Annotated in this window: 22 protein-coding genes; 6 read left to right on the forward strand and 16 right to left on the reverse strand. The window is 57.9% G+C overall.

The annotated features are described in order from the left end of the window. Positions 1-155: 155 nt before the first annotated feature. The 8 genes from ACEWZM_RS15605 to ACEWZM_RS15640 all read right to left on the reverse strand — a co-directional run bounded on the left by ACEWZM_RS15605 (position 156) and on the right by ACEWZM_RS15640 (position 8,929). On the reverse strand, positions 156-902 hold the full coding sequence (locus ACEWZM_RS15605; protein ID WP_414007313.1) for an ABC transporter ATP-binding protein: 747 nt from the start codon (positions 900-902) through the stop codon (positions 156-158). Next, positions 899-1,699 carry an MlaE family ABC transporter permease gene (locus ACEWZM_RS15610; protein ID WP_414007314.1) on the reverse strand — a complete coding sequence of 267 codons (801 nt, stop codon included), beginning with the start codon at positions 1,697-1,699 and terminating at the stop codon, positions 899-901. The genes ACEWZM_RS15605 and ACEWZM_RS15610 overlap by 4 nt, the downstream gene beginning before the upstream one ends. Next, positions 1,696-2,733 carry an alanine racemase gene (gene alr, locus ACEWZM_RS15615; protein ID WP_414007315.1) on the reverse strand — a complete coding sequence of 346 codons (1,038 nt, stop codon included), beginning with the start codon at positions 2,731-2,733 and terminating at the stop codon, positions 1,696-1,698. Before alr ends, ACEWZM_RS15610 begins: the two co-directional genes overlap by 4 nt. A 258-nt stretch (positions 2,734-2,991) precedes the next feature. Next, positions 2,992-4,506 (reverse strand): replicative DNA helicase, encoded by a 1,515-nt coding sequence (locus tag ACEWZM_RS15620; protein WP_414007316.1) that lies wholly within the window; start codon positions 4,504-4,506, stop codon positions 2,992-2,994. A gap of 275 nt (positions 4,507-4,781) precedes the next feature. Further along, entirely contained in the window at positions 4,782-5,462 is a 681-nt protein-coding gene (locus tag ACEWZM_RS15625; RefSeq protein WP_414007317.1) for an orotate phosphoribosyltransferase, read from the reverse strand. Positions 5,463-5,537: 75 nt separating this feature from the next. Then, a complete protein-coding gene (gene pyrC, locus ACEWZM_RS15630; RefSeq protein ID WP_414007318.1) occupies positions 5,538-6,578 on the reverse strand; it encodes a dihydroorotase in 1,041 nt (346 codons plus the stop codon). Positions 6,579-6,732: 154 nt separating this feature from the next. Further along, positions 6,733-7,692 carry a phosphoadenosine phosphosulfate reductase gene (locus tag ACEWZM_RS20880; RefSeq protein WP_462047585.1) on the reverse strand — a complete coding sequence of 320 codons (960 nt, stop codon included), beginning with the start codon at positions 7,690-7,692 and terminating at the stop codon, positions 6,733-6,735. A 157-nt stretch (positions 7,693-7,849) separates the two neighbouring features. Beyond that, positions 7,850-8,929 carry a glycosyltransferase family 2 protein gene (locus ACEWZM_RS15640; RefSeq protein WP_414007319.1) on the reverse strand — a complete coding sequence of 360 codons (1,080 nt, stop codon included), beginning with the start codon at positions 8,927-8,929 and terminating at the stop codon, positions 7,850-7,852. 208 nt (positions 8,930-9,137) lie between these two features. Here ACEWZM_RS15640 and ACEWZM_RS15645 point away from each other — a divergent pair, with 208 nt between their 5' ends. The 3 genes from ACEWZM_RS15645 to ACEWZM_RS15655 all read left to right on the forward strand — a co-directional run bounded on the left by ACEWZM_RS15645 (position 9,138) and on the right by ACEWZM_RS15655 (position 13,348). Then, positions 9,138-10,118 (forward strand): AAA family ATPase, encoded by a 981-nt coding sequence (locus ACEWZM_RS15645; RefSeq protein WP_414007320.1) that lies wholly within the window; start codon positions 9,138-9,140, stop codon positions 10,116-10,118. An 18-nt stretch (positions 10,119-10,136) separates the two neighbouring features. After that, positions 10,137-11,402 carry a vWA domain-containing protein gene (locus ACEWZM_RS15650; RefSeq protein ID WP_414007321.1) on the forward strand — a complete coding sequence of 422 codons (1,266 nt, stop codon included), beginning with the start codon at positions 10,137-10,139 and terminating at the stop codon, positions 11,400-11,402. Between the two features lie 134 nt (positions 11,403-11,536). Next, on the forward strand, positions 11,537-13,348 hold the full coding sequence (locus ACEWZM_RS15655) for an OmpA family protein (protein WP_414007322.1): 1,812 nt from the start codon (positions 11,537-11,539) through the stop codon (positions 13,346-13,348). Between the two features lie 91 nt (positions 13,349-13,439). Here ACEWZM_RS15655 and rsgA read toward each other — a convergent pair whose 3' ends face one another. The 4 genes from rsgA to ACEWZM_RS15675 form a co-directional block, all read right to left on the reverse strand. Continuing rightward, the gene (rsgA, locus tag ACEWZM_RS15660; protein ID WP_414007323.1) at positions 13,440-14,531 is read right to left on the reverse strand and encodes a ribosome small subunit-dependent GTPase A; all 1,092 of its coding nucleotides are present in this window, start codon (positions 14,529-14,531) and stop codon (positions 13,440-13,442) included. Between the two features lie 256 nt (positions 14,532-14,787). Beyond that, entirely contained in the window at positions 14,788-15,972 is a 1,185-nt protein-coding gene (locus tag ACEWZM_RS15665; protein WP_414007324.1) for a vWA domain-containing protein, read from the reverse strand. Positions 15,973-16,026: 54 nt separating this feature from the next. Then, positions 16,027-16,194 (reverse strand): hypothetical protein, encoded by a 168-nt coding sequence (locus tag ACEWZM_RS15670; RefSeq protein WP_414007325.1) that lies wholly within the window; start codon positions 16,192-16,194, stop codon positions 16,027-16,029. A gap of 93 nt (positions 16,195-16,287) precedes the next feature. Next, on the reverse strand, positions 16,288-17,637 hold the full coding sequence (locus tag ACEWZM_RS15675) for a DUF2927 domain-containing protein (RefSeq protein WP_414008056.1): 1,350 nt from the start codon (positions 17,635-17,637) through the stop codon (positions 16,288-16,290). 330 nt (positions 17,638-17,967) lie between these two features. On the opposite strand from ACEWZM_RS15675, the gene ACEWZM_RS15680 reads away from it, so the two are divergent. Beyond that, entirely contained in the window at positions 17,968-18,345 is a 378-nt protein-coding gene (locus tag ACEWZM_RS15680; protein ID WP_414007326.1) for a hypothetical protein, read from the forward strand. Between the two features lies 1 nt (position 18,346). Beyond that, the gene (locus ACEWZM_RS15685; RefSeq protein WP_414007327.1) at positions 18,347-18,685 is read left to right on the forward strand and encodes a helix-turn-helix domain-containing protein; all 339 of its coding nucleotides are present in this window, start codon (positions 18,347-18,349) and stop codon (positions 18,683-18,685) included. Positions 18,686-18,830: 145 nt separating this feature from the next. On the opposite strand, the gene ACEWZM_RS15690 is transcribed toward ACEWZM_RS15685, so the two are convergent. Beyond that, positions 18,831-19,715: a LysR family transcriptional regulator gene (locus ACEWZM_RS15690; protein WP_414007328.1), complete on the reverse strand. Its 885-nt coding sequence runs from the start codon at positions 19,713-19,715 to the stop codon at positions 18,831-18,833. A gap of 89 nt (positions 19,716-19,804) precedes the next feature. Here ACEWZM_RS15690 and ACEWZM_RS15695 point away from each other — a divergent pair, with 89 nt between their 5' ends. After that, a complete protein-coding gene (locus tag ACEWZM_RS15695) occupies positions 19,805-20,728 on the forward strand; it encodes a DMT family transporter (RefSeq protein WP_414007329.1) in 924 nt (307 codons plus the stop codon). 40 nt (positions 20,729-20,768) lie between these two features. Here ACEWZM_RS15695 and ACEWZM_RS15700 read toward each other — a convergent pair whose 3' ends face one another. Genes ACEWZM_RS15700 through ACEWZM_RS15710 form a run of 3 tightly spaced genes read right to left on the reverse strand, consistent with a single transcriptional unit; the run spans position 20,769 to position 24,518 of the window. After that, a complete protein-coding gene (locus ACEWZM_RS15700) occupies positions 20,769-22,304 on the reverse strand; it encodes a sensor histidine kinase (protein ID WP_414007330.1) in 1,536 nt (511 codons plus the stop codon). Continuing rightward, the gene (locus ACEWZM_RS15705) at positions 22,289-22,981 is read right to left on the reverse strand and encodes a response regulator (RefSeq protein ID WP_414007331.1); all 693 of its coding nucleotides are present in this window, start codon (positions 22,979-22,981) and stop codon (positions 22,289-22,291) included. Before ACEWZM_RS15705 ends, ACEWZM_RS15700 begins: the two co-directional genes overlap by 16 nt. Before the next feature lie 13 nt (positions 22,982-22,994). After that, positions 22,995-24,518, reverse strand: coding sequence for a DUF4153 domain-containing protein (locus ACEWZM_RS15710; protein ID WP_414007332.1), 1,524 nt, complete (start codon positions 24,516-24,518; stop codon positions 22,995-22,997). Positions 24,519-24,917 lie beyond the last annotated feature (399 nt).

Below are 24,917 nucleotides of genomic sequence, written 5' to 3' on the forward strand. Positions count from 1 at the left end.
GCGGCTCTTTGTCTATTGTTTCGCCATGATGTGTGCCCTGCGGCCCCTTGAGGGAAGGGGGAAAGCTAGGTGGATTACATCTTTGTGGGCCTAACGCTTCTGTCAGAACGCCTCCAACTAGGCAGCGGCGTTCGTTTCTATTATCGTCTGCTTGCTTAGCGGACCGCCTCGATCGGCCCCTCGGCGCGGCCGTGGATGAATTGCTCCAGATAGGGATCACCCGATTGGTCCATCTCGCCTACAGGGCCAGTCCATTGGATCACGCCCGCATGGAGCATCGCGACATTGTCGGCAATCGCACGGACCGAGGACATGTCGTGGGTGATGGTCATTGCCGTGGCTCCCATCTCCACCACGATTTCGCGGATCAGATCGTTGATCACGCCAGACATGATCGGATCAAGACCAGTTGTCGGTTCGTCGAAAAAGATGATCTCGGGCTCGGCAGCAATCGCACGGGCAAGGCCTACACGTTTCTGCATCCCGCCGGAGAGTTCGGCAGGCAGGCGGTCGGCGACATCGGCCTTCAGGCCAACGCGGCGCAGCTTGTCGATGGCGATTTCACGGGCTTCTTCAACAGGTCGTTTGAGAGTGCCACGTAGCAGGCGAAACGCGACATTCTGCCAGACGGGCAGTGAGTCAAAAAGCGCACCCCCCTGAAACAGCATGCCAAACCGCGCCAGAAAGGCATCGCGGTCCCCACTGGCAGCGGGTTTGCCATCGACCAGAATGTCGCCTTTATCAGGTGTGATCAACCCCAGTACGGATTTCAGAGCCACCGATTTCCCGGTGCCAGACCCGCCAATGATCACCATAGAGGTGCCCTTGGGGATCTCCAGCGTCATGCCTTGCAGAACTCTATTGTCACCAAAGGCCTTATGGACGTCTTGCATCTGGATCATAGCGAGAAGAACACCCCTGTCAGGACAAAGTTGGCAGCCAGTATCAGCACTGCGGCGGCTTCAACCGAGCCTTTGGTGGCGCGGCCAACACCTTGTGCGCCGCGGCCCGACTGCATGCCGTAGTAGCAACCCATGGTGGCGGCGATAACGCCAAATGCTGCCCCTTTTACGAGGCTGGACACGATATCGCGCAGTTCAAGGAAATCGACCGTGTTTTTCAGATAGGCCGCCGGGTTAAAGCCAAGGTTTTGTGTTGCCACGGTGTAGCCGCCCATGATGCCGATAATATCGCCAACCCCCACCAGCACCGGAACCGTGATCAGCGCCGCAAGTACACGCGGTGCAACCAGATATTTCATCGGATGTGTCGAGAGCGTAACCAGAGCGTCAATCTGCTCGGTTACTTTCATGGTAGCGATTTCTGCCGCAATCGACGATGTGACCCGCGCCGCGATCATCAGACCGACCAACACAGGGCCAAGCTCGCGCACCATGCCGATGGCAACGATTTGTGGCACCACGGCCTCGGCATTGAAACGCGCACCACCGGCATAGATTTGCAGCGCAAGTGCTGCCCCGGTGAAAATCGCGGTCAGCCCGACCACCGGCAGCGACAGCCAGCCCACTTGTAGCAGCGCATTCAGCAACTCGCGGGGGTAAAAAGGTGGCCGGAGCATATGGCTAAAGGTAGAAAGACCAAAGAGCGTCACCCGCCCGACAGCGCCGAGGCCAGCAAGTACCAGTTGCCCCAGCCGGGCAATCAGGCTGAGGGGAGAAAGGCGCGATGAGGTGCTCATCCGGTATAGCTCCGTGCGTAGCGACTGCCGAGAGAGGTTAGGATCTCATAGCCGATGGTCCCTGCCGCTTCCGCAAGCGTATCCACGGTTTGGCGCTCATTGAGGAGGCTCAGATGGCTGGGCTCTTCGTTGAGATCGGTGATGTCCACGGTGATCAGGTCCATCGAAACACGACCCGCAAAGGGGCATGGCGTGTCGCCGGCGTAGACATGGATTTGCCCATTGCCAAGCGCGCGATGCAGCCCGTCGGCATAGCCTGCGGCGACAGTTGCAATCCGACTTGGGCGTTGCGCAATCCAGCTGTTGCCATAACCAACGGTTTCCCCCACATCCAAAGAGCGGATCTGGATCACTGGCAGATCCAATTGGACCACGGGCAGCGCATCGCCATAGGGCTGACCACCGTAGAGGCCAATGCCGGGGCGGCACAGGTCAAAATGGTAGTTGCGTCCAAGAAGCAATCCACCGGTCGCGGCAAGCGAGCGGGGCAGCTCCAATCCTGCGGTCATGTCGAGGAAGGACTGCAATTGCTGGTCATTCATCGGGTGGCCTGGCTCATCCGAACAGGCCAGATGCGACATAATCAAAACCGGCCCCTGACTGAGAGCGATATCGCGCACGGCGGCCCATTCGGCGGCTTCCATACCAAGGCGGTTCATGCCGCTGTCCAACTGCACGCCAAAGTGATGGCCGGGCAGGCTCTCAAAATGGCGCAGCATCTGATCCAGTGAGTTCAGCATCGGCGTCAGTTGGAAGTCGCGCAGCAGTTTGGCGTCGCCTTCCATATGGCCAGCAAAGACGGAAATGCCGGGGCCGGGGCCGATTGCGCGACGCAGGGCTACGCCTTCTTCAGCCATGGCTACAAAGAAATTGCGCGCGCCTGCATTGGCCAATGCCTTGCCAACGCGGCCGGCGTCCAGCCCATAGCCATTGGCTTTGACCACTGCGGCGGTTTCGCAATTGGTCAGCGCATCGAGGTTGCGCCAGTTGGTCACCAGTGCATCCAGATTGAGTGTCAGTTTAGCAGTCGTCATGAGGTGTTCATGACATGGAGGGCACAGGGGTCAAGGGGGAAACCGCATCACACCGGTATCTTGGCGCGGGATGGGCGGGTTTTGGGCGGGCTCGCCTTGGGGGAGTGTGCGGGTCGTCGGGCTTCGGTTGCGCAGAAGGCAACAGCGTGAACTGGGATCTTGAGCAATTTAGGCCGGTTAGGGCTGCGTTGAGCAAAAGAAAACGCGCGGCCTCAATATAACAAGCCGCGCGTCATAATAGTGTCAGATAGGTTTTGGTTAATACTCTGGCGCGTGATCCTGCTGCCAGGCTTTGGCGAGATTGCCGAAGCGCGTGAACTGTGCCTCGAACGCCAGCTCTACCGTGCCGATAGGCCCGTGTCGTTGTTTGCCGACGATAACTTCGGCTTTGGCATGCAGGCGCTCCATGGCCTGTTTCCACTCTTCCATCTTATCCAGCTCGTGATCGCCGGGTTTTTCGCGTTCCTTATAGTATTCTTCGCGGAACACGAACATCACAACATCCGCATCCTGTTCGATCGAGCCGGATTCCCGAAGATCCGACAGCTGCGGACGTTTGTCCTCACGGTTTTCCACCTGACGCGACAGCTGAGACAGCGCAACCACCGGGATCTGTAGTTCTTTGGCAATGGCCTTCATACCCATGGAAATCTCGGCGATTTCATTGACCCGGTTTTCCGCCATACCCCGACACAGCTGCAGGTAGTCGATCACCAGCAGGTCCAGCCCGTGGGTCCGTTTCAGGCGACGTGCGCGCGCAGCCAGCTGCGAGATCGGCAGGGCGGGCGTGTCATCAATGAACAGGGGGCAGCTTTCCAGGTCTTTGGCGGCTTGGACAAAACGGCGGAATTCTTCCTCGGTCATGTCGCCCTGACGGATCTTATGCGACGAAATCTCGGATGCTTCTGCCAGAATACGCCCGGCCAGCTGTTCGGCCGACATCTCGAGCGAGAAGAAACCGACAACGCCGCCATCCACGGCACCCTCGGTGCCATCGGGTTTTTGGCCGCGTTTATAAGCTTTGGCAACGTTAAAGGCGATGTTGGTCGCGAGTGAGGTTTTCCCCATCGACGGACGTCCCGCCAGGATCAACAGGTCAGACGGGTGCAGGCCGCCGAGCTGTTTGTCGAGATCTGCCAATCCGGTGGAAATTCCGGCCATGCCGCCGCCACGTTGATAGGCTTCATTGGTGACGTTGACGGCTTCGGTGACGGCCTTGAGGAACGATTTGAACCCGCTTTCGGTCTGGCCTTGCTCGGCAAGTTTGTAAAGCGACTGTTCGGCTTCGACGATCTGCTCTTTGGGTTCCGAGGCAACATCGACGCGGCGTGCCTTGTCGGCAATGCTACGTCCCAGTGCGATCAGCTCACGCCGGATCGCCAGATCATAGATCATCTGCGCATAGTCACGAACGGCAAACGCCGAGATTGATGCCCCTGCGAGTTTCGCGAGATAGGCCGGTCCCCCCAGTTCTTTCAGACCTTCGTCGTCCTCCATGAACGCTTTTAGCGTCACCGGCGAAGCCAGCGCATTTTTCGAAATCCGCGCTGCGGCGATCTCGTAGATGCGGGCATGTACCGGGTCGTAGAAATGTGCAGACGTGATGATCGAAGCAATCCGGTCGTAGACATCGTTGTTGGTCAGGATCGCGCCAAGCAGCTGCTGTTCCGCCTCAACTGAGTGAGGGAGAATGGTGGCGTCGTCCCCGGATCCCTCGCCATCAGGCTTCGGTGCGGCGGGTAAGTTGGGGTCAAATGGCGTGATATCGTTCATTGCTGCTCTCGTCTCTGGCCCTGCGTTATACCGGCGTGGCCCCCGGTTTGGCTATCTGGAAAACTCTGTGGATGATCTGTGAACAGCCTGTGGATATCCGCAAGCCGACCTGTGTGCCAATGTCACAAAAGCTGGCCGACGGTAGGCGTAGTCTACATCATGAGGTGCGTGCTGGATAGTTGTCTATATCTGCCCCTTCCTGAGGGGCATAGGCGATTCGAAGGGGCAGCCTTGTCCACAGGCTGCCCCGTATCTCTTGTTTATGTGCTTCGCTATCAGGCGGATTTATGCGCCTCTTGCCAGGCACGCGGGTCTTTCAGGAAGCGTTCAACTTCATCAAGTGTCTCGCTTGAGAACGCGCCTTGCGCACGGGCCTCGGCCAGCACATCCCACCAGGTGCAAAGATAGTGTAGATCAACCCCATGATCACCGAGCGTTTTCTCGGTTTCAGGGAAGATGTCGTAGTAAAAGATCACTGCCGTATGGCCACAGCTTGCCCCTGTTTCACGGATCGCATCAACAAAGGAGAGCTTGGACCCGCCGTCAGTGGTCAGGTCTTCCACCAAAAGCACCCGTTCGCCCTCGCTCATCGCACCTTCGATGCGGGCGTTCTTGCCGTAGCCTTTGGGCTTTTTACGGACATAGGTCATCGGCAAGGCCATCCGTTCAGCCACCAGTGCGGCAAAGGGGATGCCAGCCGTTTCGCCACCGGCGATATTGTCAAAAGCCTCAAAACCGGCGTTGCGCATCACCGTCACGGTCATGAAATCCATCAGCGTAGAGCGGATCCGCGGAAAGGATATCAGCTTGCGGCAGTCGATATAGCTGGGGGAGGGCAGGCCGGAGGCCAGAGTGTAAGGGGTCTCGGTGTTGAAGTTCACCGCGCCGATTTCCAGCAGCATGCGGGCGGAAAGGCGGGCGATTTCTTCCTTGGACGGGTAGGCGGAGGGGATCATGTTATTATCCTTTTGGTCGGCGCAGGACGCCGGGGGCACAGGTCTGCGGCGAGGGTAGTCTATCCAGAAGACGGGTCAGGTGACTTTCCAGAACACATCAAAGCCCGGATCAAACACGGTGACGGGGCCGTCGGGGGTGTCAATCTTGTCTGGGAAACTTACGGCTGTGTCCTGTTTGGCCAAGGTCATCGTATCGGTGTTGACCGGCAGGCGATAAAACGCGGGGCCGTTTTCGGAGGCAAACCCGGCCAGCTTTTCCAGCGCGTCATTTTCGTCGAACACATGTGCCAGTAGGGGCATTGTGTTGGGCGCGGTGAAACAACCGGCACAGCCGCAGGTGTTGAGCTTGTTCGGGTCGGTGTGTGGGGCGGAATCCGTACCGAGGAAAAACCGCTTGTCGCCTGAGGTGGCCGCTGCGCGCAGTGCGAGACGGTGCTCCTCGCGTTTGGCGACCGGCAGGCAATAATAGTGCGGCCTGATCCCGCCAACCAGCATGTGGTTGCGGTTGATGATCAGATGATGCGTGGTGATTGTCGCGCCCAGATCGCTATCCTGGCTAGTGACATAGGCGGCGGCATCTTTGGTGGTGATATGCTCCATCACCACGCGCAGGCCGGGGGTCGCCTTGCGGATTGGGTCCAGAACCTGGTCGATGAATACCGCCTCGCGGTCAAAGATATCGATATCACTATCGGTAACCTCGCCATGGGTGCAAAGCGGCAGGCCAATTTCAGCCATTTTCTCAAGCACCGGGCGCACTTTGTTGAAATCGCTGACACCGGACGCAGAATTGGTGGTCGCCCCCGCGGGGTATAGCTTGACCGCCTTCACCAGACCACTGGCATGGGCCGCTGCCACATCTGCCGGATCTGTGTCCTCAGTTAGGTAGAGCGTCATCAGCGGTTCGAATGTCGTCCCGTCGGGCAGGGCGGCCAGAATGCGGTCGCGGTAGGCGCTCGCCTGATCACCGGTCACCACTGGCGGCACGAGGTTCGGCATGATGATGGCACGGGCAAAATCACGGGCAGTTTCGGGCAGGACGGCCCTCAGCATTGCGCCGTCACGCAGATGCAGATGCCAGTCATCGGGGCGGGGGATTGTAAGCTGAACGGTCATGGCGCCCGCCTAGCACACGGTCGCGCGCAGGGGAAGCGACGGGATGCTGTCAAGATGGCGTCGTGCGCCATGCATTGGTGTGTTGCGGTGAGCCGTCAGCTTAGCCGAGACGATCCGGTACAAACTCTCGTTTCGTATGCGACAGCGCCGTGTTCTAGCGTTCAGGGGGCAGTTTAATATGGCCCTCTGCGGCGCTTTTCTTGAGCGCCTCTAGGCGGCGACGGAACCGTGGTGCACGCAACCTGCCGGAGACATTGCGGCACAGCAATACCATCAAATAGGGGCGATCATCCTGATCCAGCCGGGCCATCAACTTGCGCAGATAGGGACCGTTGGTGCGGCGTGCGCGGTAGAGCTTGTTAAATTGCTGTTCTGTAAGCTTATCAGTGCCGGCAAGTGCGATGATATTGTACAAAATCTCCATCTCAATCAGCCGCGTCTGGACGGTGTCTCCCAGATTGGGTGTGCGCAGCCGCGTTACATTTTTGCGCGCGAACATGGCGGCATGCATCGAATCCAGCCGCTCGCTGGGGTCATAGATGACGAAACCCTGTTTGGCGGCGTCCATCATATCGGGTGCAAAGCCATAGCGATCGGTGAAATCAAGGCGCCGCATCTCAGGAAAACGGTCATCCCAATTCGCCAGTCGCGGATCCAGTGTGGCCTGGGGCTGCACAGCAACCACAGTCGCGCCAGGGGCAGCCACCGAAAACGCTGCAGCGGCATAGCCGCAAGGACCAGCACCGTAGAACACCACTTTGTCGAATTCGTCAAAAAAGCCGTCGTCCACCAGCTGATCAAAAAAGCCGTAGATCCGCTCATTGCGGAACCAAGTATCCCCATTGGAGATAATGCACAGATGTGACCAACCGAGGTTTTTCACCAGATCAAAGCCCAGCGGCTGGGCCACGTCGGAAAGGTTGTGAATGCCTTGGATGGTCTCAAAGCTGACCAGCAGCGTGTTGCCTTGATCAATGAAGCTGGCAAAGTGACGATTGCCCAGAGGTTGATACATGCCATTCTCTTCCGAGAGTGCGGCCATACGAGCCTGCCACTGCGCGGGCTTAAGCCCGGACAGGTCCTCGTCCAGCGTGTCCAATGTATCCTGTTGCATCGCTTCGTCCTCTTGTCCCGCCTTTATTCGGACGGGTTTCTGCTTAGCAATATCTAGGGACGAAATAAGGCCAAAATTGGAAATTGTAAGGCCGGTTTGCCGGCCGTTCTGGTGCAGAGCGGGCTACGCAGAGTGACGGTTCAGGTTTGCCGTAGCCTCAGTTTTCCTGAGAATCCGGCCTGCTGCTGACCTCTCGCACGCTATGGCGGCCGAGCGTGGCAAACCCCGTTAGCGTGCGCGCGGTACCGGGGCTTATCAGCCGCGACGGCGGCGTCATCAACAGTCTTGAAAACAGTGTGCGATAGGCATCCTGTTGCATAAGCTCGCGAAAACGATCGTGACGCCACTGCACCGCGCGGTCGTGCAGCCGAACCAGTTTTGCATCCTCGCGTAGAAGATCAGCAATGGCGTCTCGCGCTGGGCCATAGCGGGCGATGCTGGTGTCTTCATCGGTGTTAAAATTGCGCTCAACCCAATAATCCATGCCCAGCTCGGCTTGCCGATTGATGCGGCCCCGGTCGGCTTTTAGGACATAGCTCTCCATCGCGCCAAGCGGGTAGTGGTTCAGTTGCAACAAGCCAAAATTCGGCTGGCCGTAGTCGGAAAAGACCCGCTGCGTCTTAAACCCACGTTCCAGCTCCCGCCCTGATCCGTCGAACCAGCGAAACTGGTCCAGATCGGCCTCTTCCTGAGGGCTGCGTGGGCGGTGGACGCCCAGTTTGCGATAGGTGCCATCATTTCTATACAGCGTTTTGAACATCGCCGCTCGCCATGGCCAATGAATAACCTCTGGAGCGCAGCGGGTGAACTGTTCGCTGACGGGCTGATCCTGATAGCGTACCGTCTCGGCGTTGCCGAATAGCCGCCAGGTCAGGGTGATCGCATCCGCTTCCGGCAAGGCCGCATGAAGATCTGTCAGTCTGCCTTCACCTGTGTGAATGTTCACAAATTCATCGACATCCAGCGCCATAACCCAATCTGCCTTGCGCACGATCCGGTGTTTGTCGGCCTTCTTCAAGCCGGTAAACTGGATGCCGCCGTGGTCATAGGGGCCATCGTTGCGCAGATGGGTGATGTGGCCCAACTCATCCAACCGGTCGAGCATGCGGTCAGTGCCATCATGACAATCATTGGACAGGATCAGAATATCGCTAAAGCCTACGGCTTTGTGATGGGCGATCCATTCCAGCAGGAAAGCGCCCTCATTCTTCACACATGTCACCGCCACTGTGCGCATGCTGTCCCCTGCCACACCTGCATACCACCTAGACACGGTAGTTGGTCACTTACGTCATCGCATTGCTGCCGAAGGGGGTCAATGTTGCGCATGTCTGTGTGCTTGATGACGCTTGCTGCTGTTGCCTATTGGACGAAAGTGGCATGGCCAAACGCTTGACCCGCTGGGACGACCATGGCCTGTTGTGGTGAAACCGAAGGGAAGCCAGATGTCGCAGGGGAGAAAGACGATCCAATCCAGCACCAATAGAGCTCAAAGCGCACCAAAGGGCCGCCAAGAACTGCCTGGCTCAATCGATGCCGTTGAAACTCTTCTTTCCGAGTCAGGCTATGTTGCGGATCGAGGGCTTGCGACAGTTTTGTTCCTGTCGCTGCGGCTGGGCAGACCACTGTTTCTCGAAGGGGAGGCCGGGGTCGGTAAGACCGAGATCGCAAAGACACTGGCTTCTGCGCTGGGCCGACGACTGATCCGGTTGCAATGCTACGAGGGGTTGGACGCCTCCAGTGCGGTGTACGAATGGAATTTTGCGGCCCAGATGATTGCCATCCGCACCGCTGAGGCAGGGACTGACGGCAAGACAGATCGTGGGGCACTGCAGACCGAACTTTTCAGCGATGATTACCTTATTCGCCGCCCGCTGCTGGAGGCGATGCAGCCCGATCCTTCTGGCGCGCCGATCCTGCTGATTGATGAACTGGACCGCACGGATGAGCCGTTTGAGGCTTTTTTATTGGAGGCGCTCAGCGATTTTCAGGTCACCATACCTGAACTGGGCACTATCAAGGCGCCGGAACCGCCTATTGTGATCCTGACTTCCAATCGCACCCGTGAGGTGCATGACGCCCTGAAACGCCGGTGTCTCTATCATTGGGTTGATTACCCGAATTTTGATCGCGAGATGGAAATTCTGACCTCCCGCGCGCCGGGGCTTGCGCCGCGCTTGTCACAAGAGGTCGTCGCCTTCGTACAGGCGTTGCGCACCGAAGATCTGTTCAAACGTCCTGGCATTGCCGAAACCATAGACTGGGCCAACTGCCTGTTGGCATTGGATGTGATTGATCTTTCGCCGGAGGTGATTGCCGATACGCTGGGGGCAATTTTGAAATATCAGGACGATATCGCCCGCTTACATGGCTCCGAAGCCAAGCGTATTCTCGATCAGGCCCGCGCCACACTTGGCCCTGTCTGATGCGGGGCGTGCCATACAATGCCTGAATACCCGCCGTTGCCGCTGCCGGATACGCCCCGGCTGGCCCAGAATATCACCCATTTTGCCCGCGCCTTGCGTCGCGCAGGGCTGCCCATTGGGCCGGGCCGGGTCACCGAAGCGGTAGAGGCGGTTGCTGCGGTCGGCTTTACCTCGAAACAGGATTTCTACTGGACGCTGCACGCGTGTTTTGTGTCCAAGCCCGACCATCGTCAGGTCTTTGGTCAGATCTTTCGCTTGTATTGGCGGGACCCTCGGTTTCTGGAACATATGATGGCCGCCATGTTGCCTGCGATCCGGGGCACGCAGGAGGAGAAACCAGCCAAGCCAGCCCAGAAACGCGCAGCAGAGGCGCTGCTCGACGGGGCAGAGGCGCCGAAGCTCCCTGAACAGGACGAGGATGAGGACCCACCGGAGCAGCTAGAGCTGAGCGCCGAGCTGACAATGTCGCCAGAGGAACGGCTGCGACGTCTTGATTTTGAACAAATGAGCACGGCGGAGATGGCCGAGGCCAAGCGAATGCTGGCCAAGATGCAACTGCCCATCCGTCCCATTCAATCGCGCCGACTGATCGCTTCGCCTACGGGTACCCGCATCAACTGGCGGGGCACAATGGCACAAGCGACGCGTCATGGCGGAGAGATCACCACGCTTGCCCGCGCGAGGCGGCGACTGCGTTGGCCCAATCTGGTGGTAATCTGCGATATCTCCGGCTCTATGAGCCAATACTCCCGCTTGATTCTGCATTTCCTGCACGCCGTGGCCAACCGCAAGGGGCCGGGCTGGGCCCGTGTCCATGGCTTCACCTTCGGCACCAGGCTGACCAATATCACCCGCCATCTGGCGCAGCGTGATGTTGATGCCGCATTGGCGGCTGCGGGAGCTGAAGCTCAGGATTGGGAAGGCGGTACGAGGATCGGTGCATGTCTGCATGATTTCAACCGCGATTGGTCGCGACGCGTGATGGGGCAGGGCGCTGTTGTTCTGCTGATAACGGATGGGCTGGACCGCGACGACACTGAACAACTCAGCGCAGAGATGCAGCGCTTGCACCTGTCGGCCCGCCGCTTGATCTGGCTAAACCCGCTGCTCCGGTTTGATGGTTTCGCTCCAAAGGCCGGCGGCATCCGGGCCATGTTGCCCCATGTTGACAGTTTCCGGGCAGGTCACTCCATTGCTGCACTTGAGGATCTGGCTGATGTTCTTTGCCGTGGTGAAGATAGCGGTGAAAAGCAGCGCCTGATGCAGATGTTGAACGCTGAATAGGCGTGGATTGCCTACGCGGAGCACTTGTACGCAATCGGCAGTCTTTGGCCGAAATCATCAAACACATGTAACTTATTTGCTTTCGTAGATGTCCCTTTCCTAGGATTCGCAACGTATAGCGAAAGGAACACCACATGGTTTCGCAGCTACTTAGATCCTCTACCGCTCTGGCGGTCATTGTCTCTCTCGGTCTTCCGGTTGCCGCCCCGGCCCAGTCCAAAGCAGACCCCACCGACCTAAGCCAGATGGCACCCGAGCAGATTACGGAAGCAGTTCAACGCTGCCTGCGTTGGCTGGAAAATGGTCGTATTAGCCCTGACGGCGAAATTCTGAAAGGCAAAGGAAAAGGCGCGAAAGCCAAGTTCTGCCAAGCCTATGTCACTGGCGAACTTGACGCGGCGCTGGACCCAGCTTTGGTCTCGACCGCGCTAGTCACCAGCGCTGTCGAGGAGGTCGACCAGGCGCAGGCAGAACCGGGCGTAGCGGAACCACAGGTGCCTGAACCGGTAACGGCAACAGGAAGTCAAAACGAGCAGGCAGAAGACCCGATTGCGGAGACCGTTGAGGTTGACGCGACCGCAACAGACAGCCCACAAGTCACCACAGAAGCTGAGGTTGCCGAAGGCGGTCAGACCACTGAAGAGGCGGAAGTCGCCGCCGATGCAGAGATTGCAGAGGTCACTGACGAAGAGGCAACCTCTGACGACGCGGTCGCACAAGTGCAACCCGCACCAGAGCAGGACCCAGAGACGACCCCTGAGCCGGAACCCGAAGTCGAGCCGCTGGATAGTCAGGCTCAGGCAGATGCTCTGGCGCTGAGCGATGAGGAGGGTGACAGCGTCCCCGCTGCCGCAGCCAGCGCCGATACCACAGAGGAGGCAGAGGTTGTCGAGGAAATCGTCACCGAAGATACGGCTCGTAGTTCTGACGAGGAGTTCGAGACGGATGTAAACACCCCGGTTTCAGAGGCAGGTGACACGGCCGCGCCCGCTACAACAACGGAGACTGGCAACGCGGAGGCAGCAGCGCTCGTTGTCGAGGGTGATCAAGACGACGGCTTGAGTAAACTGCAAAAGGCTGCGCTTCTGGGTCTTGGTGCCGTTGCCATCACCCAGTTGCTAAAACAAGGTGAAACGGTCGTCAGCAATTCCGGTGACCGTGCTGTCGTCGAACAGAACGGCCAGTACCGTGTGATCAAGAATGATGATGCGCTGCTGCGCCAGCCCGGCAGCAATGTCACCACCTATAGGTTCAAGGACGGTTCAACTCGCACGGTTGTCGTGCGCGAGGATGGGGTCGAGGTTGAGACGATCCGTGCTCCGGACGGTCGCGTTTTGCGCCGGAGCCGAACCCTCAATGATGGTAGCACTGTGGTGTTGTTCGATGACACCCGGCGCACCGATAATGTTGTGGTGTCAGAGCTGCCTACAGCGATCCCGCGTCAGGCCGGTTTCAGCAGCGATACCATTGATGCTAACGAATTGGCCTTGGTATTGGCTGCAAAAGAAGCACCACAAGTTAGTCGTCGCTTCTCCCTGCGCCAGATTCGCAACATCGATGCGGTTCGCCAGTTGGTGCCGGAAATCACGGTGCAGTCGGTCAACTTTGAATCCGGCTCTGCCGTCATTCGTGCGGCTGAAGCAGAGGAGCTGTCGGCGCTGGGCAATGCGCTCCGGGACATGATCATCACAAACCCACAGGAAGTGTTCCTCGTCGAGGGCCACACCGATGCGGTTGGGGCCGCGCCCTATAACCTTGCCCTGTCGGACCGTCGCGCCGAAAGCGTCGCACTGGCGCTCACCGAATACTTCAAGGTGCCGCCGGAAAACATGGTGGTGCAGGGGTATGGTGAGACCGATTTGGCAGTGGTTACGCAACGCTCCGAACGCGCCAACCGTCGCGCTGCGGTGCGCCGCATCACACCGCTTTTACAAGGTGACAACTGAGCCTTCGGGGATAGGAAAATTTAGGGATTTCCTTGTGAAAAGAGGGCGCTCCGGTGGGGCGCCCTCTCTTGTTTTACGTCATGGAGGTCGGTTACTTGCGATTGCGTTTCTTGATGGACTTAACTGATTTGACCATCTTGCCAAAATTCTTATCCTTGGCCCGGCGTTGTGCCAGCGTGGCTGAGTTAAAGGCTTCTTCTGCGGCCAGCTTCCGCCAGCGCTCCAACCGCTCGGAATCCACGACACCGGCCTCAATCCCTGCCTGAATTGCACACCCCGGCTCAGTGCCATGGCTGCAATCGCGAAACCGACATTGCGTTGCCAATTCCTGCAGGTCCGCAAAGACATCGCCGACGCCACTGGCGGCATCTGTCAGCTGCAGTTCCCGCATGCCGGGGGTGTCCAGTACAGCGCAGCCACCCGGTAGAAAATACAGCTGCCGTCGCGTCGTCGTATGCCGTCCACGCGCGTCATCTTCGCGGATACCTTGGGTTTCGATCTCGAGCCCCTGACCTAAGGCATTGGTCAGCGTCGATTTTCCAACCCCGGACGTGCCCAGAAATGCCACTGTTTGCCCGGCCCGAACCCAAGGCGCAAATGCATCACGTGCCGTTTCGCTTTTGGCGTTCAACGGGACCACTTCTACCAGATCGGAGATCGTTTTGGCTTGTGTGACATAGGTCTCAGAATCATCGCATAGATCGACTTTGGTCAGTACGATCACCGGCGTCACATCTGCGTCGAACGCCATGGCGATAAATCTCTCCAGCCTCGCGACATTGAAATCGGCGTTGCAGGAAGTAACCACAAACATCGTGTCGATATTGGCTGCTATCAGTTGGATCTTACGATCCTTGCCCGGTGCACGGCGGCGGATCAGGCTCTTGCGCTCCAGTACCCGGCTGCGGGTTGGGAGTTCCGTGTCCAGCATCAGCCAGTCTCCCACCGTCGCTTCTGGGCCGGGGGGGATAACCTGATCAATGCCCTCGCCCATGGCGCGCAGACCATTTCGATTCACTTCGGTAATGCGCACCGGTGGGTGACTTGCGATCTCATCCAGATCGGTTTGTTGGGAGAAAAAGCTTTGCCAGCCAAGGCGATCCAGCGGGCTAAGCGGTTGTGTTGCCGCCGTCGTCGGATCGGGAGCAGGCGTGCTCAGGAATTGGGAATAGTCCCTTGTCATTGGGAATGTCTTTCGTGGTGTGATCTCGGGCTGTGCCCGGATCCAGGTATCTGATGAATGTTGCGCAAATCTTCCCTGACACCTGTCGATAGGGGCAGGCGGCATTCACCGGGGCAATCTGCAAACCGGGGTGGCCTCTGCCGCCCCTTCTTCACCAGGACATAAACTCTCCAATTCTCTGGGCTTGGTCTACCCGAGCCCGCCTGACTTGGCAAGCTTCGGGCCCAGAGGCTCTCCTTTGACGCCGGGCAGAGGTTCAGCGCGTGAGATCCCGCATCCCACGTTCAAGCCCTGCCAATGTCATCGGCACCATCTGGTTTGCAAAAATTTCGCGGATCATCTGGATAGAGTGGGTGTGCCCCCAATAGGCTTCGGGAACCGGGTTGATCCAGAGGTGAGATGACCACTGCGCCCTGGCGCGTTCGAGCCAGACCTGTCCAGCCTCCTGGTTCCAATGCTCATTCGCACCGCCCGGATAAGCGATTTCATAAGGCGACATCGAGGCATCGCCGACAAAGATGCATTTGTAGTCCGGCCCATAGGTGCGCAGCACCTCATGGGTGGGTATCTGCGCATCCCAGCGTCGGCGGTTGTCGCGCCATACGCCCTCATACAGACAATTGTGGAAATAGAAGTATTCCAGATGCTTGAACTCACTCCGGGCCGCCGAGAACAGCTCTTCCACGATCTTGATATGTGGATCCATCGACCCGCCCACATCCAGAAACAGCAGAACCTTCACCGCATTGTGGCGTTCGGGCCGTGTCTTCACATCCAGGTAGCCGTGTTCTGCGGTAGCGCGGATGGTGCCGGACAGATCCAGCTCCTCTGCTGCGCCTTCGCGTACCCAGCGGCGCAGACGTTTCAGCGCAACTTTGATGTTTCGGGTGCCCAGTTCGACATCGCCGTCAAGGTTCTTGAATTCACGTTTGTCCCAGACTTTGACCGCGCGCTGATGTCGGCTCTCTTTCTGGCCGATGCGTACGCCTTCGGGGTTGTAGCCATAGGCTCCAAAGGGCGAGGTGCCGGCAGTGCCGATCCACTTGTTGCCGCCCTGGTGGCGACCTTCCTGATCCTTTAGCCGCTCTTTCAGCGTTTCCATCAGCTTTTCAAACCCGCCGAGCGCTTCAATCTCCTTGCGCTCCTCATCGCTCAGGTGCTTCTCCGCCATCTTGCGGATCCACTCTTCGGGGATATCCACGGCTTCCATCACCGCTTCTGAGGGGATGGCTTCCAGCCCGGAGAAGGTCGCGGCAAACGCGCGGTCGAATTTGTCGATATTGCGCTCATCTTTCACCATCGCAGCGCGCGCCAAATAGTAGAAAGCGTCGATATCATAGGTCGCAAGACCCGCTTTCATCCCCTCAAGGAAGGTCAGATATTCCCGCAAGGACACCGGCAGTGCCGCCTTGCGCAGGTTCTCAAAGAAGGGTTGAAACATCTGGGTCTCCGTCAAAGCTGATCAGTCGACCATATCGTGGCTCGACTACCTGCCTTACAGCAGCGCGCGGTCGGCAAAGATGGTCACGAACATTGCCAAGATAGCAAAAACTATGGCGTATGCAGCGCCATATTGCAGTTTATCCGCCAAGCTGCCGCCGCGTTTTTGGGCCGTGCGGGCCCCTAAAAGTGCGCCAATGATCAATGCACCGATTACGATCATGTCAATGTCCGTATATTAGAGTGTTCAGGTTTCAGGTAGGCCACCTTGGCCCGGGTAACGAACTGAGCAATGCCCGAGCTTACAGGCTGCAGATTAGCGCGGCGGTGCCAAGGCCGCAATTTCCTGCATAGCTCCACGCACCGCCCAATCCGGGCCAAACCCGTATCGCGCCCATCCCTGGCTGTCCAGTCTGACCGCATAAGCAGCGTCAGTTTGCCCTTGCAAGAGCAAGGCTTCGGCCTCCAGCAGCATCAGGCTCGACAAGAGGACGGCATTCTCACCTCGGGCTGCGATCGGCAGAGCGGGGCGGATGCGGGCCAATGCGCTGGCCGCATCGCCGCGAATGATATCAAATGCAGCCATGCGGCTGGCGATTTGTGCACGCAACAACGGGCTGTCATAACGTCCTTGCAGGTAGATCAGGGCAGTTTCGAAGTGTTGCTGGGCCAGCTCCGGATCGTCCCGTTGCAGAATGCGCCCCAATACATAGTGGTTGAATGCTCGACGGTGATCCCGCCAGCCCAAATCACGGGCAACTGCAGCACCGCGATGGGCGGCCTGTAAACGGCTGCTGCGGCTGCTGCCAGGGGTGAGGGCGGCCTCTGTGGCACGGATCCAATCGCGAGAGCTGCGGGGCAGTGGCTGCGCAATACGTCTGGCACCTGCAGGGTTCATCCGTGCCAGAATGGCAGGTAGGCGCGCTGCAACCTCGGCCCTTCTCATGCCGGTGCGCAGCTCAGGCGCATAGCTTGCGCGAAGGATCAGCATATCGAAACCGGTTAAAACCGTATGCACATTGTCATCATTGAATACTGAATCCGGCAACCGGTAGAGATCATTCAACGGCCCGATTGCCTGTGCCAACTCTTCGTGCAAGCAGTCACGCGTCTCCTGCGGGCTGACGTCATTGGGAACGATAATGGCAAGCTTCTGGCGACTGCGCAGATTGGCCCAATTGGCCTGGGGCGTGCGCTTATAGCGGCGGTAATCCGCAAGTGAACTGACGTTTGGTACTACAAAACAGGCAGCCCGAGGCGAGGCGCGGCGTATTGCTTTGCTGGGTACCGCTTCGATGGTGATATTCGCAGGCCCGTCGCGCACTTGTCGCAGATCCAGTCCGGCTTCCCGCCGCAAACGCTGCAAAAGGGCTTCTAGATCACGGGTCAGACCAGCACTTGGCCGTCCGGTGACCCGAATTGTGATCGGTGTCTCAAACCGGGTGAAAACGGGCAGGGTGGTGCCGCCTTCCAAACGGAAGTGCAAATCCAGAAAGTCGCGAGCTATGTCGCTATTGGCCCGCTGCGGGGCAACCGGATGGGCGCGGGCAAAGCTTTTGGCTGGGGCCAGGGGCGGCGCTGCTCGATCCGGTGGGGCGGTGGTTAGCGATGCGGCGCATCCAGCCAGAAGCGATGTGAGAGCGATTAGTCCAAAGCCGTGCCGAATACTGGCCAGTTTCGTGCCGTGTCGCAGTTTAGCGGCGGAATGGCAGCTTGCGATAGGCCATGATAAGGACCGGAATATAGGCAAGCGATCTCTCCTGCGGCGCGGTATCCCAGCTTGTGCCAAGACAGGGTTAAAAATCAATGTTATAGCTGGCCATATCGCAGGATTGCGCCAAAGAGAAGGGCAGCCCGGCAACATCTGTACGACGGTTTTACGCCCGTTATACGGATGTTGTGATTTTCGAGTCGGCATTATGGTTGTGGATTTGCACAGCATCGGCAGCCCCTTATGGGGCCGTGAACGCAGAGACAGGTTGAAAAGGCTACGCCAATGGCGTATATACGCAAAGAGACACAGAAGTGCCTTCGGATAGATTATCGCATCACCCCGGTCGCGATTGAAGACGCCATCCATGCCTATCTTGACGAGGATGAGTTGGCCCGGCTGATCGCCACCTTGGTGCGTGACCCTACAATCGGGCGCAAAACGGATGAAGATTATCACCACGTAGCAGGGGATCTGACACTGCGCTACCGCATCCATCAGGCCAGCCCTGATTTGATGATGGTCTATGTGCTCAGGATCCACCGGCGACAATCGGATCCGCGGCTCTCTGGCCTTATGGCGCAGGGCGTGCGGGTGGTGCGGGACCTGGCCCTTGATGTGGTCAATTCCCGAATCAAAGCACTGCTGAAGGAGGGCAATTAACATGGCAGAACATCAGGCGGGCAGCAGCAATGGCATTCGTCAGCAAAGCGAAGCAGACCGCGACGCCATCGCACTCAGGCAAATGCAGGAGGATATCTCCGGCAAGACGCCCTTAGATACCATCGCCAGCCGCGAGGTGCCCATGGTTGATGTTGTGCGTCTTCGTAAAACGCTCGGCATGTCGCAGGAACGGTTTTGCAGCCACTTTGGCTTTCGCCTTGGTTCGGTGCGCAACTGGGAGCAGGGCCGTCGCCTGCCGGAACGCCCTGCGCGTATCCTCCTGCGTATGATCGAAGATGACCCGGAGCGTGTTGAGCGCTTCTTACGCGAAGCTTATTGACGGGCCACTTCTAACCGGAAGTGGGGTAACCGCCGACTTATGACTAAGGCACCTCGTCGCGACTGTAATACGGCGAGCACGCGGAGTGCGTTAATTCGGGTCTGCTGCGCCGAGGCCATCTTGTCCTGTGAGGCTTCGATTTAGCTTATGAGAAATGCTCGATAAAGGCGCGCAGCCGGGGCAACCCCTGAAGCTGCCTAGGGAAATAAATGTAGAATCCCGAGCGCTTGGGTGTGAATTCTGTCAGAATTTGCACGAGCTGCCCTCGATCAAGCTCATGTGCAACGCCCGCCCGAAGAGACCAGCAAATACCAAGCCCATGCAGCGCAGCGTCGACGACGGATCGAAGGTCATTGAAAACCAGAGATCCGGTGACGGCCAAGGTCTGCCGCTCTCCATCAATATCAAAAATCCAAGGCGCGATCTCGTCTGCGCTGATTTGTCGGTGACGGATGCAGCGATGGGCAAGCAGATCAGAGGGTGTTTCCGGGTGGCCAAATTGATCCAGATAGGTCGGTGTTGCGATATAGGCTCCTGGCATCGGCCCGCTCAGCGATTTGGCGATCACATCGCCTGACAAAACATCCCCTAGCCTGATGCCCGCATGAAAGCTTGCGTCGGTGATGTCCGCAAAATCCTCATCTATTGATAGGTTTAATGTGATGTCCGGATAGGCGCGCTGAAACGCGGCTACCCTTGGTGCTATGCATATTTGCCAGGCCCTGAATGGCAGTGTGATCCGCAGTGGGCCGGATAGAGTGCCTGCTTCGGATTTAATCGCTGCAATAGCGGCGTCTGCCTCTCCCATCAGGTGTCGTGTCCGTTCCAGCAACTGATGGCCTGCATCAGTCAGAACCACAGATCGTGTGTTGCGCACAAAAAGCGCCGTGCCAAGACTGTCCTCAAACGCCTTGAGTTGTTGGGACACCGCTGAGGCATTCACCCCAAGGTGTTCCGACGCCGCACGCAGGGTGCCTTGCGCTACTATCGCATGAAACAGTCGGAGGCCAAGAAGATCAGCCCGCTTCATTATGTACCTCAACTAAGTAATGTATTTTATTTACACATCATTATCACATGAAAGTGGCTCGGTTAAGTTCCAGATGAAGGGACTTGCCCATGAACGCCTCAGACAACACCGCCCTAACGACCGGGATCATCACGATCCTGTTGACCGTCTTTGCGATGGCGTTGACGGACGCCTTTGTAAAATACGCAAGTTCCAACATGACGCTCTGGCAGATCTACGTTTGCCGGTCTCTTCTGGCTTTGCCGTTTCTGGTGTTGCTGGCAAGGGGACGGATCTGGCCGCAAGCTCTGGGCTGGGTCACATTGCGGAGCATCATGTTGATGGCTATGTATCTGGCAATCTATGCGGCCATTCCCGTGCTGGATCTCTCCGTCATCGCGGCCACGCTTTACACTGGCCCGTTGTTCATCGTCCTGCTGTCGGCCATTGTCCTGAAAGAACCGATCCGGTTGAGCCATTGGGGGGCAGTCGCGCTCGGGTTCGTAGGCGTCCTCTGCGTCGTGCAACCCGGCGGTGCTGCCTTTACGATATTGTCGCTGATCCCCGTAGTTGCGGCTTTCCTCTATGCCTGTGCGGCCGTGTTAACACGTGCCAAATGCACCCGGGAAACGCCCGTAGCGTTGGCAATCAACCTCAATCTTGCGCTGATTTTCTGCGGTGCACTGGTCAGCGTGGGCTTGTTCATCGCCTCGCCATCCGGGGCAGCGAACTACCCGTTCTTGCTGGGAACATGGTCAGGGTTCGATTGGCATACGGTGTCGGTTCTGGCCGTCATGGCTGTATTGATCGTCGGTGTCACTCTAGGGCTCGCCCGGGCCTATCAATCGCCGCGCCCTCAGATCATCGCAACCTTTGATTATGCCTATCTGATCTTCGCGGCCTTTTGGGGCTATGCCTTTTTCGGGGAGGTGCCAGATATAGGTACCGTCGTCGGCATAGTGTTGATTATCCTAGCAGGTATTCTGGTGCTGAGAGCTGACGTAGAACTAAAATCGGGAGCCGCGCCGACATAGGGCCGCCGTCTTTCACGTCCAATGCGGACGGGAACATCGCTCATTTTTCGAAGGTTAGAAGAAAACACGCACCCGTATCTGCGGGCACGACACTCAGCCTGCCACCAACCGCTTCCATAGTGGCTTTAACAATATTGAGGCCCATGCCTGTGCCGCCGGTGTCTCTTTTTGTTGTAAAAAACGGCTTCAGGATTTTGTCCACGTTTCCTGTGCTAATGCCCCGGCCGTCGTCTGTGATCTTCAGGCAGGTGGTGGGCCCGTCCTGGTAGACGGTCAGAACGGCCTTAGCGGCGCCGTGCTGCTGCGAATTTTCCAGCATATGGGTCAGGATAATCTGCAAGGTACTTGATCCAACCGGAAGCAGCTGGGCGGCCTTCTCCACCTTGATCAAAAGAGCCGGGAAGGCGGCGGAAATCTCTGTGTGGATATCATTCAGGCAGCAAGTCCCTGCAACGGCGCTCTGATCTGCGAGGCTAAAGGCGCGCATATTGGCCAATAGATCCTCCATTCGCTTGCCACCTTTGTCGACCGTGTCCAGCAACTGGTGCTTTTGCGATGGGAGCAGATCGTCATCGCGCAGTAGCTCTGTTGCGCCTTTCAGCGCGGTTAGAGGTGACTTCAACTCATGGGTGACATGGGCGGTGTAGGTTTTAAGCGCAGCTTGCTTGCTTTGCAGGCGGTCAGTCAGCGATTGGAAGCTTTTGCTCAGGTCCTCAATTTCACGCGTTCCCAACTGATCCGGTGGCTCCCAGGCTTGGGCGCCGTGGCCGGCGCGCTGGCTGCGCTGGATCAGCAAGCGTATTGGCCGGGTGATGAAACGCCAGAACACATAGCCGATGAGAGCGGTCGACAGGGCGACAAATGCCGCCGCCTTGGTAAGATTGAAGCGCTCGCCATAAAGAAAGCGGAAGATGTGGTTCGGGGTGCGGCTGAGGTAGACCGCTCCAATGAGGGTCTGATCGACAAAAACCGGCATTGCCACAAAAACGCGCACGCGCGCCGCCCGGCTCAGCGTGTAGAGCGCAGGCGGCGTGCCCTCGCGCACGCGGGTACGCGCGACGGAGGTGGTTTTGCCAGCGAGGGCGTCACTGACTTCGGCAACATGCGATAGAGTCTTACCGGTCTCTGCAGTGCCTGCGAACACATCGCCACTTGCGTCAAGAAACCGATAACCTGCCAGTGTTTTCGCCTGAGCGGCGTCGGCAATGCGGGTCAGTTGTAGCGCTATATCGCGGTAGGTTGCAGCGGGAGGCACGGATACCGGCTGCGCATCGGGGCGCGGCGGCAGCACCGTTTCGCTGTTGATCGAGAGTGACGGGAACACCGCGTGTTCAGCAACGGCCGCACTTTGGCGGGGCTGATTTATCCCCGCAGCATCAGCAAAAAGCTCCGCATAGGTTGCTGACATCACCGCCGCTTGTGTCAACAGGCTCTCTTCCGTCTGTTGCACAAGCTGACTGTCGTAGAAACGAAATAGGATCAGCCCGGCGAACGGCAGGCATAGGACGATCGCCAGCACCAAAAGCACGACGGTCCACAGTCTGGGCCGCCACCTGCGGTTCAGCCCAGCCTGCATGTGCCCATCCTGAGACCGACACCATGTACGGTCACGATCCCGTCGGCGCAGCCAACCTGTGTCAGCTTGGCGCGGATATTGCGGATGTGGCTGTCAATCGTGCGGTCGGAAACATGGATGTTGTAACCGTATAGCGCATCAACAAGCTGTGCTCTGGACATGACATGATCGGGGCGCGCCATCAGGGTTGCCAGCAAACGGAACTCGGACCCCGTCAGAGGAACCGGCGTGGTTGCAAACGCGCACCTATGTCGTTCCGCATCCAGCTGAAGATCGCCCTGCGTCACAACGAGCGCAGGCTGCGCCATAGCTGGCGCGCTGCGCTTCAGGATGACCTTGATCCGGGCAACCAGTTCGCGCGGGGAGAAAGGTTTGGTCAGATAGTCGTCCGCGCCAAGTTCCAGACCGACGATCCGGTCAATTTCGTCATCCCGAGCGGTCAGGAATAATATTGGCACGTCAGAGAATTTGCGGATCTCCCGGCAGACTTCCAAACCATCCTTTTCCGGCAGGCCAATGTCCAGCACGATCAGGTCGGGACGCTCCTGTTGGTTGGTGTCGAGCGCGTCCAGGCCATCGCTGGCAAAGAGCGTCTCATAGCCTGCCTTTTGAACCGCGAACCCTGTCATCTCAAGGATATCGGGATCGTCATCGACAACAAGAATACGTGCAGCCATCAAACGTGGTCCTTCAATTCTGCTGCTGATAATAGGCTTGGATCTGCCACCTGCGAAAGCCCCATTCGCGCCAGTTGGTGATTGCCTCCCGATCCAGATCATATTTCATCGCGCCACCGCAAACACGACGACCGGTTTCGGTTTCATAGGTATGGATAGTCGGATAGGCATCAGTGCCAAGGCTGCAGATATACCGGGAGTCCCGTTGAACCAGTGGGTTGCTGTGGGCCAGATTGTAGTTCGCAATAACCGCGCCAAAATTCACAAAACCGCAGATATACAGCGTGCCGAGAAGCGCGGCGCAGCAACGGCGCAGCAGCCAAGCTGTCCCAAGGTTGCGGTAGATCTGCACCACCGTGAACAGCAGGCCCACAAAGACCAACGCCATCCAAATGAAGGCAGCAAGCCGCAGATAAGTCAGCGCGTAGGCATGGACGTAATGCTGCAATCGGATTGCTGCGGTAAAAACCAGAAACATATTCTGTGCCAGCCACAGGTACACCAGCGTGCGCAAAGCGTGATTTGAGCCGACCATACTGCGCGTTACAAGTGTGAACACACCTGCCAGAAGAGCCGTCACCACCAAAGGATAAGCACCGCGGTGGGCGTACGTCGCGTATCTCCCTTCTGGTAGGGAGCTGCCGCCTGAGAGCATCCCAATGTCCATTGCCGTTTGCATTAAAAACAGCAGGTTGAACAGCACGAGCGAGTTGCGCACCGAGGCCGGGTTGATCAGAAAAGTGGCCTTGCTTTGGCCTGTCTTATGCACTGTGGGCGCATGCGTGGCGCTGCCCAGCCATCTCTCGCTGAGATTGAGGCAGGGCCACAAAAGCGCAGCCATCACGGTCCAGGTTAGAATGCGTAACCAAAAGTTCGGTTCAAAAAGATGCTTGAGGTCTAGCGTTGTCAGGAACTCCTCCAGGACCGGATTGGCGGAGGACAGCAGCATCAGGAAAACCGTGCCCATAAGCAACGGTAGCGCCATTGCGGCAGCTTGGTGTCGGGCGCCTGATACGAAATCTGTGGCGGGCAGGGTGCAAAGGGTATCGCGCAGCAATAGTGTCGCACCAATGGTTGGCAGGCGCAGGGCGACGCGCAGCGCCAGCCGTTCATTGGCGTCCTCCCCGTAGATCACCCAGACCGCGAGGCAGATCAGTCCGCCGAGGGTAAACAGAACAGAAAGTAATCGCAGGTCTATGACCGTGAGCAAGTTACAGAGGAGAGCAAATGTGATCGCTCCCGCCCATTCTTTCTTGCTTGGCCGCCGGGGTTTCATTGCGATTATCGCAACTGAGAGCACCAGCGCAAAGACCGCCACCGAAAGGCCGACCGGCTGCTCCCAGAATAGCCAATCGGCCATCGCGACCAGCGACGCGAGAAGCACGATCGCGTGGCGTGCTCTTAAGGTGGACAGCAGTGACCCCTCTGGCGGATGGCGGCGAGGTTCCGTTTGGGTTGGCTCGTCCGTAGTTTCCAGCCACCATGAATCCAGCAATATGCGATTGGGCACGCCACGTATTGTCAGTCCCTGCCTCATGTCTTTTATCTCCTGCTCTTAAGTTTCTTTGCTCGGCAGGGTGCCCGCAGCGCTAGCAGTTTTGGATTGTCGTGTTCGCAGCTTTGAGGGGGCTTTTGTGCAGAATTTGCGCAGGGATCGAAAATCAAATCCCGCTGCCTGCGATGGATGTGGATACCCCAAGACGAAGAAGGGGCGCTGCTGATGACCTTGCCAAGCCGACATCATCGCCGACATCATCATTGAGTTCCGCTGAAACGCAGGGTCCGCATACGGGCGGATCAGACAACCACTTTGTACCGGGTTGGTCCCGCGTCGACCGAGATGACAACAAACCGATCTCAGCACTGTCGCAGATGGGCTGGATGATCAAGATTGCAGCAGTCGCTATCTCTGTCTGGGCAGCGAAGAGTCGACTGT

It is taken from the genome of Phaeobacter cretensis (assembly GCF_047372505.1).
Taxonomy (GTDB): domain Bacteria; phylum Pseudomonadota; class Alphaproteobacteria; order Rhodobacterales; family Rhodobacteraceae; genus Phaeobacter; species Phaeobacter cretensis.

Excerpts from the sequence above, each read along its gene's own strand:
- ACEWZM_RS15605 (WP_414007313.1), bottom strand. The coding sequence starts at position 902 with ATGATCCAGATGCAAGACGTCCATAAGGCCTTTGGTGACAATAGAGTT.
- ACEWZM_RS15610 (WP_414007314.1), bottom strand. The coding sequence starts at position 1,699 with ATGAGCACCTCATCGCGCCTTTCTCCCCTCAGCCTGATTGCCCGGCTG.
- alr (WP_414007315.1), bottom strand. The coding sequence starts at position 2,733 with ATGACGACTGCTAAACTGACACTCAATCTGGATGCACTGGTGACCAAC.
- ACEWZM_RS15620 (WP_414007316.1), bottom strand. The coding sequence starts at position 4,506 with ATGAACGATATCACGCCATTTGACCCCAACTTACCCGCCGCACCGAAG.
- ACEWZM_RS15625 (WP_414007317.1), bottom strand. The coding sequence starts at position 5,462 with ATGATCCCCTCCGCCTACCCGTCCAAGGAAGAAATCGCCCGCCTTTCC.
- pyrC (WP_414007318.1), bottom strand. The coding sequence starts at position 6,578 with ATGACCGTTCAGCTTACAATCCCCCGCCCCGATGACTGGCATCTGCAT.
- ACEWZM_RS20880 (WP_462047585.1), bottom strand. The coding sequence starts at position 7,692 with ATGCAACAGGATACATTGGACACGCTGGACGAGGACCTGTCCGGGCTT.
- ACEWZM_RS15640 (WP_414007319.1), bottom strand. The coding sequence starts at position 8,929 with ATGCGCACAGTGGCGGTGACATGTGTGAAGAATGAGGGCGCTTTCCTG.
- ACEWZM_RS15645 (WP_414007320.1), top strand. The coding sequence starts at position 9,138 with ATGTCGCAGGGGAGAAAGACGATCCAATCCAGCACCAATAGAGCTCAA.
- ACEWZM_RS15650 (WP_414007321.1), top strand. The coding sequence starts at position 10,137 with ATGCCTGAATACCCGCCGTTGCCGCTGCCGGATACGCCCCGGCTGGCC.
- ACEWZM_RS15655 (WP_414007322.1), top strand. The coding sequence starts at position 11,537 with ATGGTTTCGCAGCTACTTAGATCCTCTACCGCTCTGGCGGTCATTGTC.
- rsgA (WP_414007323.1), bottom strand. The coding sequence starts at position 14,531 with ATGACAAGGGACTATTCCCAATTCCTGAGCACGCCTGCTCCCGATCCG.
- ACEWZM_RS15665 (WP_414007324.1), bottom strand. The coding sequence starts at position 15,972 with ATGTTTCAACCCTTCTTTGAGAACCTGCGCAAGGCGGCACTGCCGGTG.
- ACEWZM_RS15670 (WP_414007325.1), bottom strand. The coding sequence starts at position 16,194 with ATGATCGTAATCGGTGCATTGATCATTGGCGCACTTTTAGGGGCCCGC.
- ACEWZM_RS15680 (WP_414007326.1), top strand. The coding sequence starts at position 17,968 with ATGGCGTATATACGCAAAGAGACACAGAAGTGCCTTCGGATAGATTAT.
- ACEWZM_RS15685 (WP_414007327.1), top strand. The coding sequence starts at position 18,347 with ATGGCAGAACATCAGGCGGGCAGCAGCAATGGCATTCGTCAGCAAAGC.
- ACEWZM_RS15690 (WP_414007328.1), bottom strand. The coding sequence starts at position 19,715 with ATGAAGCGGGCTGATCTTCTTGGCCTCCGACTGTTTCATGCGATAGTA.
- ACEWZM_RS15695 (WP_414007329.1), top strand. The coding sequence starts at position 19,805 with ATGAACGCCTCAGACAACACCGCCCTAACGACCGGGATCATCACGATC.
- ACEWZM_RS15700 (WP_414007330.1), bottom strand. The coding sequence starts at position 22,304 with ATGCAGGCTGGGCTGAACCGCAGGTGGCGGCCCAGACTGTGGACCGTC.
- ACEWZM_RS15705 (WP_414007331.1), bottom strand. The coding sequence starts at position 22,981 with ATGGCTGCACGTATTCTTGTTGTCGATGACGATCCCGATATCCTTGAG.
- ACEWZM_RS15710 (WP_414007332.1), bottom strand. The coding sequence starts at position 24,518 with ATGAGGCAGGGACTGACAATACGTGGCGTGCCCAATCGCATATTGCTG.